This is a genomic window from Sphingosinicella sp., from assembly GCF_052387495.1.
Taxonomy (GTDB): domain Bacteria; phylum Pseudomonadota; class Alphaproteobacteria; order Sphingomonadales; family Sphingomonadaceae; genus Allosphingosinicella.
This window is the reverse complement of record NZ_JBQTJC010000242.1, coordinates 1-10,658: the sequence shown is the minus strand read 5'-3', so window position 1 is coordinate 10,658 and position 10,658 is coordinate 1. Positions and strand designations below refer to the sequence as shown.

The 10,658-nt window shown below is 68.1% G+C and carries 11 protein-coding genes and 1 pseudogene; 5 read left to right on the top strand and 7 right to left on the bottom strand.

The genetic code is table 11. The features are described 5' to 3' along the window. Together ACT4N8_RS13450 and greB are read left to right on the top strand one after the other, a co-directional pair. Positions 1 to 228: response regulator (locus ACT4N8_RS13450; protein ID WP_444858633.1), on the top strand; the 228-nt coding region annotated here is incomplete at its 5' end. Positions 229 to 274: 46 nt separating this feature from the next. After that, complete coding sequence (gene greB, locus ACT4N8_RS13445) at positions 275 to 760, top strand: transcription elongation factor GreB (RefSeq protein ID WP_444858632.1); 486 nt, start codon at positions 275 to 277, stop codon at positions 758 to 760. Here the strand turns inward: greB and ACT4N8_RS13440 are convergent. Continuing rightward, a complete protein-coding gene (locus ACT4N8_RS13440; protein WP_444858631.1) occupies positions 757 to 1,299 on the bottom strand; it encodes a helix-turn-helix transcriptional regulator in 543 nt (180 codons plus the stop codon). The two genes, greB and ACT4N8_RS13440, sit on opposite strands and share 4 nt — an antisense overlap. Positions 1,300 to 1,381: 82 nt before the next feature. Here ACT4N8_RS13440 and ACT4N8_RS13435 point away from each other — a divergent pair, with 82 nt between their 5' ends. Beyond that, positions 1,382 to 2,107, top strand: coding sequence for a DUF2306 domain-containing protein (locus ACT4N8_RS13435; protein ID WP_444858630.1), 726 nt, complete (start codon positions 1,382 to 1,384; stop codon positions 2,105 to 2,107). Position 2,108: 1 nt separating this feature from the next. On the opposite strand, the gene ACT4N8_RS13430 is transcribed toward ACT4N8_RS13435, so the two are convergent. From ACT4N8_RS13430 to aspS, 3 genes are read right to left on the bottom strand one after another with little or no spacing between them, the layout of a single operon-like run. Continuing rightward, positions 2,109 to 2,507, bottom strand: coding sequence for a hypothetical protein (locus ACT4N8_RS13430; protein ID WP_444858629.1), 399 nt, complete (start codon positions 2,505 to 2,507; stop codon positions 2,109 to 2,111). 55 nt (positions 2,508 to 2,562) lie between these two features. Further along, complete coding sequence (locus ACT4N8_RS13425; protein ID WP_444858628.1) at positions 2,563 to 3,342, bottom strand: polyphosphate kinase 2 family protein; 780 nt, start codon at positions 3,340 to 3,342, stop codon at positions 2,563 to 2,565. 21 nt (positions 3,343 to 3,363) lie between these two features. Then, positions 3,364 to 5,181: an aspartate--tRNA ligase gene (aspS, locus tag ACT4N8_RS13420; RefSeq protein WP_444858627.1), complete on the bottom strand. Its 1,818-nt coding sequence runs from the start codon at positions 5,179 to 5,181 to the stop codon at positions 3,364 to 3,366. Between the two features lie 107 nt (positions 5,182 to 5,288). On the opposite strand from aspS, the gene rnd reads away from it, so the two are divergent. Together rnd and ACT4N8_RS13410 are read left to right on the top strand one after the other, a co-directional pair. Further along, entirely contained in the window at positions 5,289 to 6,470 is a 1,182-nt protein-coding gene (rnd, locus tag ACT4N8_RS13415; RefSeq protein ID WP_444858626.1) for a ribonuclease D, read from the top strand. 101 nt (positions 6,471 to 6,571) lie between these two features. Further along, positions 6,572 to 6,757: pseudogene (locus ACT4N8_RS13410) on the top strand (I78 family peptidase inhibitor); the annotation flags it as partial. Here the strand turns inward: ACT4N8_RS13410 and ACT4N8_RS13405 are convergent. The 3 genes from ACT4N8_RS13405 to ACT4N8_RS13395 form a co-directional block, all read right to left on the bottom strand. Further along, on the bottom strand, positions 6,754 to 8,208 hold the full coding sequence (locus ACT4N8_RS13405) for a Ppx/GppA family phosphatase (RefSeq protein WP_444858625.1): 1,455 nt from the start codon (positions 8,206 to 8,208) through the stop codon (positions 6,754 to 6,756). The pseudogene ACT4N8_RS13410 and the gene ACT4N8_RS13405 sit on opposite strands and share 4 nt — an antisense overlap. A gap of 17 nt (positions 8,209 to 8,225) precedes the next feature. Then, positions 8,226 to 10,397, bottom strand: a complete 2,172-nt coding sequence (locus tag ACT4N8_RS13400) for an RNA degradosome polyphosphate kinase (RefSeq protein ID WP_444858624.1) — start codon at positions 10,395 to 10,397, stop codon at positions 8,226 to 8,228. Then, positions 10,390 to 10,658 (bottom strand): HdaA/DnaA family protein (locus tag ACT4N8_RS13395; protein ID WP_444858623.1); only part of this gene is annotated, 269 nt, incomplete at its 5' end. The genes ACT4N8_RS13395 and ACT4N8_RS13400, both read right to left, overlap by 8 nt.

Below are 10,658 nucleotides of genomic sequence, written 5' to 3'. Positions count from 1 at the left end.
CGCCGCGAACGGTTCGACGCCGTGTTCAGCGACGTGGTCATGCCCGGAATGAGCGGCCTCGAGCTCGCCGAGGCGATCGGGCGGATGTGGCCCGGCCTGCCCGTCATCCTCAGCACTGGCTACAGCGACGAGATCGCCCAGTCCGGCACCGGCGGCCGCCCTGTCATCCTCAAGCCCTACCGGCTGGAGACCCTCGCCACAGCGCTGGACCAGGTGCTCGCCGATTAGCGATGCGGGACGTGCGCCGGTCGCGAGTGGGCGCTAGAGCCGGAGGGTGAGCGACCGTCCCAATCATATCACCCCGGAAGGCTATCGCCGGCTGCGCGAGGAATATGAGGCGTTGTTCGCGGGCGAGCGGCCCAAGCTGCTCGAAACGATCGCCTGGGCGGCGGCGAACGGCGACCGCTCCGAGAATGCCGATTACCAATATGGGCGGCGGCGCCTCCGCGAGATCGACCGGCGGATCAACTTCCTCGCCCGGCGCATGAAGGCTGCGAAGGTCACCGATCCCGCCGCCCAGCCCGACAAGAGCCGGATCTGGTTCGGCGCGACCGTGACTTTGGCCGACGAGGACGACAATGAGCGCGTCGTCACCCTGGTCGGGGAGGACGAGGCCGATGCGGGCGCGGGCCGGATCAGCTTCCACTCCCCGCTCGCCCGCGCCATCCGCGGCGCGGCGGTCGGCGATCTGAGGCGGGTCGCGCTCCCTGCGGGCGAGCGCGAATATGAAGTGATCGGGATCGCCTATCCCGAAGCCTAGTGCAGCTTGCGGCCGCGCTGCTCGCTGGGGCTCGCGCCGGTCCAGCGCTTGAAGGCGCGCGAGAAAGCGGCGGGGTCGGAGAAGCCGAGCCGCCAGGCCGCTTCCTTGACCGGCAGGGCCTCGTCGCGAATCAGGCGCAGCGCGACGCGGCGGCGCAGATCGTCCAGCACCTCCTCGAAGGTTGCGCCCTCCGCCTTGAGCCGCCGGTACAGGGTCTGCCGGCTGTAGCCGAGGGCGCGGGCGACCTCGTCGATCCGGATTGGGCCCGAGGACAGCAGCGGCTCCAGGTGCCGCTCGACCGCGCGGCGCAGCGGCGTCTCGCGGCGCTTTCGGTTCCGTTGAATCCCTCTGGCAACCTCGCCGAGGAAGGCGAAGAACGGATTGGGCCCCGGCACCGCCGGTTCGACCTCCGTCGTCTCCCTTCCCAGCGACGACAGGATAAAACCCAGCGCTTCTGGAAGGACGAACGAACAATCGTCCCGTTGCGCGCATGTCCCGCAGGACCGTGCCGTCATCGTCTCGATGCAACCTGCGAGCATGCGATTGTCCCCCGGGATCATGGGCGCAGCTGTTCTATCGCGATAATACACTTGACTCGTTTCGAGTGCAAGGGAGGAACGCGTGAACCCGCTTACGATGCTTCATATTCTGGCCGGCAGCATTGCCCTGCTGGCCGGGGCCGGCGCGTTGCTTGCGCGCAAGGGGTCGCCATGGCATCGCCGGGTCGGCACCGCCTTCTTTGGCGCGATGCTCGCCATGGCCGGGACTGGCGCGGTGATCGCGGCGCTCAAGCCCGAGCGCGGCACGGCGGTGATCGGCGTGCTGACCTGCTATCTGGTCGCGACCGCATGGGCCGCCGCGCGCGGTCGCGACGGCCGCGCCCGGCGCTTCGAATATTCAGCGCTGCTGCTCGCACTGGCTTGCGTCTCCGTCATGTTCCTTCTCGGATATTGGGGCATGAGCGATCCGCGCGGACGGATCGACAGCCTGCCCTATCAGGTCCACTTCGTGTTCGGCGGGATCGCGGCGCTCGCGGCCGGATTCGACGTCAATTTCATCCTGCGCGGGCAATTGTCCGGCCATCAGCGGATCGCACGTCATTTGTGGCGCATGTGCCTGGCCTTGCTGATCGCCGCCGCTTCCTTCTTCCAAGGGCAGCAGGACGAGTTTCCCGAGGCCTTGCGCGGACTGCCACTCTGGTATCTGCCACCGCTCGCCGTCCTGGCCGCGATGCTCTTCTGGATCTTCCGCGTGCGCTTCAGCAAGGCCTATCGGAAATGGCCGCCGCGGATCGCCGCGAAGGCCGCATCGCCGGCTTCCGCCGAGGCCTCGAAAGCGACAGCGTGAGCTAGCGACGCATGTACCGCCCCGCCGCGGCGACGAGCGCGGTGCGAATTTCCGAATCGGTGATGCGCATGTCGCCGTCGCGGTCGGCATAGCGGCGGAACCAGACGTTGGCGCGGTGCGCAACATCCTCGCTGACCACGCCCTGGGCGGCGTCGCTGAAGCCCAAGGTGACGATGGCGCGCCCTTCGCGCGTCTCCTTGAGCCAATTGTCGAGGATCTCGACGCCGGGCCCGCTCAGCTCGCCGCGATAGGGCTCACGCGGGCCCCGCCATTCGCTGCCGGCATAAGCGTGCGCGCCCGGATGCGGCCCGCGCGCATATTGATAATCGTCATAGGCGCAGGCGCCCGCGGTGAGCGCGGCGCCGGCGGCGAGGAAGAACAGGATCGAGCGCGTCCGCATCTTTGGCCTCCGCCCACATGAAGTGCGGGCGCGAGCCTAGCAGAAAAGCGGCGGCCTAGCCGTCCTTCCCGCGCAGCGCCTGTGCCAATTGTTCCGTTTCGGGACGGTCCGGTGGCGGCCCCTTGGGCAGCGCGCTTTCCAGCGCCTCGGCGACGCGGCTCAGGGCCGCGATCCGTGCCGCTTTCTTGTCGTTGCCGTCGATCGCGGTCCACGGCGCCCAGCGCGTATCGGTCTGCGCGAACATGTCGGCGAGCGCGGCGAGATAGTCGGCGCGGCGGGCGCGGTTGCGGAGGTCCTCCGCGCTCACCTTCCAGCGCTTCCAGGGATGATCGAGCCGGGCGAGGAGGCGCGCGTCCTGCGTCGCCTGGGTGATGTGGAAGAAGAGCTTGACGATCAGCGTGCCGTCGGCGGCGAGCTGGCTTTCGAGCTCGTTGATCTCGTCATAGGCGCGGCGCCATTCGGCCTCGCTCGCCAGCCCCTCGACCCGCTCGACGAGCACGCGACCGTACCAGGTGCGGTCGAAGATCGCGACCTCGCCCGCCTTCGGCATACGACGCCAGAAGCGCCAGAGATAATGGCGCGCTTTCTCTTCGTCGGTGGGCGCGGCGATCGGCCAGACCTTGCAGGCGCGGGGATCGCATCCGGCGGTGAGGCGCTGGATCGCCCCGCCCTTCCCCGCCGCGTCCCAGCCCTCGCAGACGACGATCGCCCTGCGCTTGTGGACGAGATTGGCGACGAACAGCCGCGAGACGCGCTCCTGCAGCTCGGCGAGCGTCTTCTTGTAGTCGCCCTGGAACGGCGCGCCGGCTTCGTAATCGCTGAGGTCGATCGCCATGCGCGGCTTGTAGCAGCGGGCTTATTCCGGCGCGACCAGCTTGGCCGGGTCCTTCGGCGCTGTCCCGGAAGGGGGCACGATGCGGATGTTGAGCTCGCGCAGCTGCTTGGCCGAGACCTCGCCGGGGGCGTTCATCATCAGATCCTCGGCCTTCTGGTTCATCGGGAAGAGCACGACCTCGCGCAGGTTCGGCTCGCCGGCGAGGAGCATGACGATGCGGTCGATGCCCGGCGCCGAGCCGCCATGCGGCGGCGCCCCATATTTGAAGGCGTTGATCATGCCGGCGAAGTTGGTGTCGACATCGGCCTGGCTGTAGCCGGCGATCTCGAACGCCTTGTACATGATGTCCGGCCGGTGGTTGCGGATCGCGCCCGAGGACAATTCCACGCCGTTGCAGACGATGTCGTACTGGAAGGCGAGGATATCGAGCGGGTCCTTGCTCTCCAGCGCCTCCAGCCCGCCCTGCGGCATCGAGAAGGGATTGTGGCTGAAGTCGACCTTCTTCGCCTCCTCGTCATATTCGTACATCGGGAAATCGACGATCCAGCAGAAGTCGAAGCGGTCCTCGGCGATCAGGCCGAGTTCCTCGCCCACCCGCGTGCGCGCCGCGCCGGCGAGCTTGGCGGCTTGATCAGGCTTGCCGGCGGCGAAGAAGAGGCCGTCGTCCGGACCGAGGCCCAATTCGGCGATCATCTGACGAGTCGCCTCCTCGCCATGATTCTTGGCGATCGGCCCGCCCAGCTCGCCGCCCTTCTGGGCGATGTAGCCCAAGCCGGCATGGCCTTCGGAGCGCGCCCAGTCGTTCATGTCGTCGAAGAATTTGCGGCTCTTCTCGGCGGTGCCGGGCGCCGGAATCGCGCGAACCACGCCGCCGCCCTCGACGATGCGGGCGAACAGGCCGAAGCCCGAGCCTTTGAAATGCTCGGACACATCCGAAATCAGGATCGGATTCCTGAGGTCCGGCTTGTCCGAGCCGTATTTGAGCATCGCCTCCTTGTAGGGGATGCGTGGGAACTGACCGGCGGGAGTCACGCTTTTGCCGTTGGCGAATTCCTCGAACACGCCGGCGAGAACCGGCTCGATCGCTTCGAAAACATCGTCTTGCGTGACGAAGCTCATCTCGAAATCGAGCTGGTAGAATTCGCCGGGGCTGCGGTCGGCGCGGGCGTCCTCGTCGCGGAAGCAGGGCGCGATCTGGAAATAGCGGTCGAAGCCCGCGACCATGATCAGCTGCTTGAACATCTGCGGCGCCTGCGGGAGCGCGTAGAATTTGCCGGGATGGACGCGGCTCGGCACCAGATAGTCGCGCGCGCCTTCCGGGCTGGAGGCGGTCAGGATCGGGGTCTGGAACTCGGTGAAGCCCGCCTCGATCATCCGCCGCCGGATCGAGCTGATCACCTGGCTGCGCAGCACGATATTGGCATGGAGCCGGTCGCGGCGGAGGTCGAGATAGCGGTAGCGCAGGCGGATGTCCTCGGGATAATCGGCCTCGCCCGCCACCGGCAGCGGCAGCTCCTCGGCCGAGGACTGGACGGTGACGCTGTCGGCGACGACCTCGATCGCGCCGGTCGGCAGGTTCGGATTGGCCGCCTCGGCTCCGCGCGACACCACCTCGCCTTCGATCGTCACCACCGATTCGGCGCGGAGATGCTCAAGCACGGCCAGCGGCTCGCTGTTCGCCCGCGCGACGATCTGGGTAAGTCCGTAATGATCGCGCAGATCGACGAAAAGAACGCCGCCGTGATCGCGCTTGCGGTGCACCCAGCCGGAGAGCTTCACCCGCTCGCCAACATTGCCGTCGCGCAGCTCGGCGCAATTGTGGGTACGATAGGCGTGCATCAGGAAGCTCTCGGTCGCTGAAATATGTGGAAAACAGGCGTGCGGGGCGCTTCGCTATACTCGCAGCGCTTTGTCAAGCGGACCGCCGTCGCTATGAGGGCGGCCACATGCGTATCCATCCGCTCATTACCGACACCGAGTCCCTCGAACAGCTCTGCGAACGGCTCGCCCAGGGCGGCTTCGTCGCCGTGGACACCGAGTTCATGCGCGAAAACACCTATTGGCCGGACGTCTGCCTGTTCCAGGTCGCCAATAGCGAGGAAGCGGCGGCGATCGATCCCAAGGCGGAGGGGATCGATCTCACGCCGCTGATGAGCCTGCTCGTCAACAACGAGAATGTGCTCAAGGTCTTCCACGCCGGCGGGCAGGACATCGAGATCGTCTTCAACCTGACCGGGGGCACGCCCCATCCCATGTTCGACACCCAGATCGCGGCGATGGCGCTCGGGCTGGGCGAGCAGGTCGGCTATTCGAACCTCGTCGAATCGATGCTCGGACGGAATCTCGACAAGGGCGCGCGCTTCACGGACTGGGCGCGCCGACCGCTCGACAAGCGCCAGATCGACTATGCGATCGGCGACGTCACCCACCTCGCTGAGCTCTTTCCCAAGATGCTCGAGCGGCTGAAGCGGACCGGCCGGGGCGGCTGGCTCGACCAGGAGATGGAGCGGATCTCCGACCGGGCCAATTACGTCAACGACCCGGCCCTCGCCTGGAAGAAGGTCAAGATCCAGAGCCGCAAGGCGGACGTGCTCGGCCGCCTCAAGGCGCTCGCCGGCTGGCGCGAGCTGGAGGCGCGCTCGAAGAATCTGCCGCGCGGGCGGATCATGAAGGACGAGACGCTCGCCGACGTCGCGATGCATCCGCCGGCCGATCAGGACGCGCTCGGCCGGGTGCGCGGCCTTTCGGCCGCGTGGAAGGCCAACGATATCGGCGCCCGGATGATGGAGGCGCTGGCCAATGCCGAGCCACTGCCCGCCGCGGAGCTTCCGGCGCGCGACGAGCGTGGGCCCGGGCTCGGCCGCGAAGGCGCCCTGGTCGCGGACCTGCTGAAGCTGCTGCTCAAGATCAGGGCGCGCGAATCGAACGTCGCGCCGCGGCTGGTGGCGCGCTCGGAAGAGTTGGAGCAGCTCGCGGCGGGGCGGCGCGAGGGGTTGTCGATCCTCGAAGGCTGGCGGTTCGAGGAGTTTGGCCGCGACGCGCTCGATCTGGTCGAAGGCCGCCTCGCCTTCGCGATTCGGGGGGGCAAATTGGTGATGACCCGAACCGAATTGGAGACCACGCCATGAAGCCCGCTTTCGCCCTCGCCGCGCTGCTGACGATCGGCTGCGCCACGACCGCCAATCAGGAAGTGCAGATCCGCGACGGCAGCGGTTAATGCGACTCTTCCGGTCTCGCCAATCTGAACGGCCGCCTCGCCTCGCAACAGCTCGGCGCCGAGGCGCTGCGCCGCAGCGGCGCGCGGACCATCCGCTGGATCCGGCCTGGCGATGCGGTGACGATGGATTATCGCAGCGACCGGCTGAACATCAGCCTCGACGGCGCCGGGCGGGTCGAGGGCTTCAACTGCGGCTAGGGGATCAGCTCCGGCTCCAGGCCGAGCGCGTTCGCCAGCGTCTTCAACCGCCGCTCCACTGCTTCGCCGCGCAGCGCCGGATCCTTGAGCTTTAGCCGAAGCACGCCGTCGCGCCGGGACAGCCGGCTCCGCTCCAGCCCCGCCGCAACGCCGCCGCTGAGCCGCTGGCCGAGCCGGATCGAATAGCCCCAGAGCGACGCCCGCTCGAGCTCCTCAGCCGTGCACAGGGCGGCGATCGCCGGATAGGGCAGATCGCGACCGCCGCCGAAGGCGCAGAACAGGGCCTGGGCGAGCATCACCCGACCTCGCGCGTCGATCGCCACCCAATTGCCATGCAGCGCCATGTCGATGCCGCGCTCGGCCCGGAAATCGGGGTGCGCAGCCCAGGCGATGTCGGCGAGAAGGCAGGTGGCGAGCCTGAGCCGAGCCTCGCCCGGCCCGTTGTCGCAGACCGGCGCGATCCAGCGATCGAGCAACTCGCCATGCTGGGCGAAGCGGCCGAGCCCTGCTCCCGCCTCGCGCGCCGCCTCGACAAGCGGATCCAGCCGGCGAGTGGCCGGCGCGAGCGCGTCGTAGAGCAAGCCCTCGCGAATGCCGAAGCTCGATACGACGAGCCGCTGTGGCCGCAGCGCTTCGACCAAAGCCGCGAGCAAAGATGTCGCGCGCGGCAGGCTCGGCATGCGCGACACCGAGATCGCGGCGATCTCGCGCATCATCTCCTTGTCCAGCTTGCGGATCGCCCCGCGCAGCTCGGCTGGGCGCTCCGGCGATATGACATGCTGGTGGGTCACAGGGAGCGGGTGCTCGGTCAGCGCGAGGTCGAGCCGGGCCAAGGCGCGCCAGCTGCCGCCGACCAGATAGAAAGGCCGGCCTTCCGCGCCGCCGCCGAAACCCGCCGCGCCGATCGCCTTGCGGATCTTTTTGGCGAAGGCGGCGTCGCCCTGGCCGGCCAGCGCGTCGAGGCGCAGCACGCCGAGCGGCAGCGAGGCCGCGCGGCGTACCCGTCCACCCGACACCTCGACCAGCTCGAGGCTGCCGCCGCCGAGATCGCCGACCAGCCCGTCCGCGTCGGGGATGGCCGAGATCGCCCCGAGCCCGGCCATCCGCCCCTCCTCCCGCCCGGAGAGGATTTCCGGGGACAGGCCGAGCGCGCGGACCCGGCGCAGGAAGGCCGCGCCGTTCGAGGCCTCGCGCACTGCCGCCGTCGCGACGGTGCGGGCGCGCACGACGCCCATCTGATCGGTGAGTAGCCGGAAGCGCTCGAGCGCGGCCAGCGCCCGGGCCTGGCTCTCCTCGCCGAGCACGCCCGTCTCGCCGATCTCCCGCCCCAGCCCGGCCATCACCTTCTCGTTGAAGATCACCGACGGAATCCGGGTCGCGCCCGAATAGACGACGAGACGGACCGAGTTCGACCCGATGTCGATGATCGCGACCGGCGCCTCGGCGAACATGCTCAGTATCCGGGCCCTTAATGCGGGCCGCGGGGGAGCTGGAGCTTCTTCGGATGGGCGCCGCGCAGCGCCCCGCCGCGGCCCGAGAGCGACGGATTGGTCATGAAATAATGGTGGAGGTTGAACGGCTTTTCGCCCACGCCCGGACGGAGCCGCTCATAGCTGCCGTCGGCGCGCAGCCGCCAGCTCTGCTCGTTGTCGATGATGTTGGCGACCATCACCTGATCGAGAATCTGGGCGTGGACGGTGTCGTTCTCTATCGGCAGCGCATATTCGACGCGCCGGTCGAAATTGCGCGGCATCCAGTCGGCCGAGCTGATGAACAGGTCGGCCTCGCGATTGGGCAGCTCGCCGCCATTGCCGAAGCACCAGATCCGGCTGTGCTCGAGGAAGCGGCCGACGATCGATTTGACGCTGATATTCTCGCTGAGGCCGGCAACGCCGGGGCGCAGGCAGCAGATGCCGCGGATGATGAGATCGACGTCGACCCCCGCCTCGCTCGCTTCGTAGAGCTTGTCGATGATCGCGGCGTCGACCAGCGAGTTCATCTTCGCCCAGATCGCGCCGGGCCGCCCGGCCTTCGCATGGGCGATCTCGCGGTCGATCAAAGCGGTGAGCTGATCGCGCAGATTGGCCGGCGACATGGTGACGAGCTCGAGGTCGCGCGGCTCGATATAGCCGGTGATGTAGTTGAAGACGTGGGCGACGTCGCGGCCGACGCGCGGGTCGGCGGTGAAGAAGCTGAGGTCCGTGTAGATGCGCGCGGTGACCGGGTGATAATTGCCGGTGCCGAGGTGGCAATAAGTGCGATAGCTCCCCTCCTCGCGGCGCACGACCATCGACATCTTGGCGTGGGTCTTCCACTCGATGAAGCCGTAGACGACCTGGACTCCGGCGCGCTCCAGCGCGCTCGCCCACATCAGGTTCTGCTCCTCGTCGAAGCGGGCCTTTAGCTCGACCACGGCGGTGACCGACTTGCCCGCCTCGGCGGCGGCGATGAGGGCATTGATCACCGCCGATTGCTTGCCGGCGCGGTAGAGGGTCTGCTTGATCGCGACCACGTCCGGGTCCGCCGCCGCCTGGCGCAGGAAGGCGAGGACGACCTCGAAGCTCTCATAGGGGTGGTGGACGACGATGTCCTTGGCACGGATCGCGGCGAAGCAATCGCCGTCATATTCGCGGATCCGCTCGGGAAAGCGGGGCGAGAAGGCCGGGAATTTGAGGTCCGGCCGGTCTTCCTCGACGAGCAGCTCCAAGTCGGCGATGCCGAGGAAGCCGGTCGATTCGGAGACCAGTGCCTCGCTCGCGTCGACCCCTTCGCGGACCAGGGCGACGAGGTCGTCGGGCATGTCCGCCGCCAGCTTGAGGCGGATGACGCGGCCGCGCCGCCGCCGCTTGATCGCGCTGCGGAAGAAACGGACGAGGTCCTCCGCCTCCTCCTCGATCTCGATGTCGCTGTCGCGGATGACTCGAAAGGCGCCGCCGCCGAGCAATTCGTAGCCCGGAAAGAGGGTCGCGATCTGGCGGCGGATCAGGCTCTCGATCGCGACGTAGCGTGCCGCCGCGCCGGGCAGGCGCACGAAGCGCGGCAGCGTCGAGGGGACCATCAGCAGCTCGCGGATCGGCTCGCCGTCCGACTTCCGCTTCAGATCGAAGATCAGCGAGAAGCCCTTGTTCGGGATGAAGGGAAAGGGGTGCGCCGGATCGATCGCCTGCGGGGTCAGGACCGGGAAGATATGATCGCCGAAATGGCGGTCGAGCCATTCCGCCTCGGCGTCGGTCAGCTCGCTGCCGCCGACGACGGCGAGGCCGGCCTCGCGCAGCAGGACGCGCAGGTCCGCCCAGACGCCCTGCTGGCTCGCGGTCAGCGCATCCGCCTCAGCGGCGATCGCGGCGAGCTGCTGGCTCGGGGTAAGGCCGTCGCTCGACGGCTCCTCCACGCCGAGCAATTGCTGCGCCTTGAGGCCGGCGACGCGAACCATGAAGAATTCGTCGAGATTGTTGCCCGAGATGGAGAGGAAGCGGAGCCGCTCGAGCAGGGGATGCGCCTCGTTGCACGCTTCCTCCAGCACCCGCCGATTGAAGGCCAGCCACGAAAGCTCGCGGTTGAAATAACGCGCCGGCCCCTCCGCCGCGGCGGCGGCATCGTTGGCGGCGCGGATCGCTCCGCTCTCGGCCGGATCAGCCACTTCGTCTCGCCCTTCCGATCATACCCGCCTCGTCGAGCGCGCGCTTCGCGAGCGGGACGGTCATCCTGCGATGGTGCGACAGAGTCACCTGATCGAGGAGATCCACGACCTGCAGAACGGAGACATAGCTGCGTTCGATCCGCGGAACCAGATAGGCGGCGAGATCGGGCGGGGCCGCGATGCCGCGGTCGCCGAGCATCTTGACGATCAGTTGGCCGAGCAGGATGTCGTCGGGCGGGCCGATCTCGACCTGCGGCGTCG

Bases quoted from the DNA above. Each gene is read 5' to 3' on its own strand.
- ACT4N8_RS13440 (WP_444858631.1), bottom strand. From the start codon at position 1,299: ATGCTCGCAGGTTGCATCGAGACGATGACGGCACGGTCCTGCGGGACA.
- ACT4N8_RS13430 (WP_444858629.1), bottom strand. From the start codon at position 2,507: ATGCGGACGCGCTCGATCCTGTTCTTCCTCGCCGCCGGCGCCGCGCTC.
- ACT4N8_RS13425 (WP_444858628.1), bottom strand. From the start codon at position 3,342: ATGGCGATCGACCTCAGCGATTACGAAGCCGGCGCGCCGTTCCAGGGC.
- aspS (WP_444858627.1), bottom strand. From the start codon at position 5,181: ATGCACGCCTATCGTACCCACAATTGCGCCGAGCTGCGCGACGGCAAT.
- rnd (WP_444858626.1), top strand. From the start codon at position 5,289: ATGCGTATCCATCCGCTCATTACCGACACCGAGTCCCTCGAACAGCTC.
- ACT4N8_RS13405 (WP_444858625.1), bottom strand. From the start codon at position 8,208: ATGTTCGCCGAGGCGCCGGTCGCGATCATCGACATCGGGTCGAACTCG.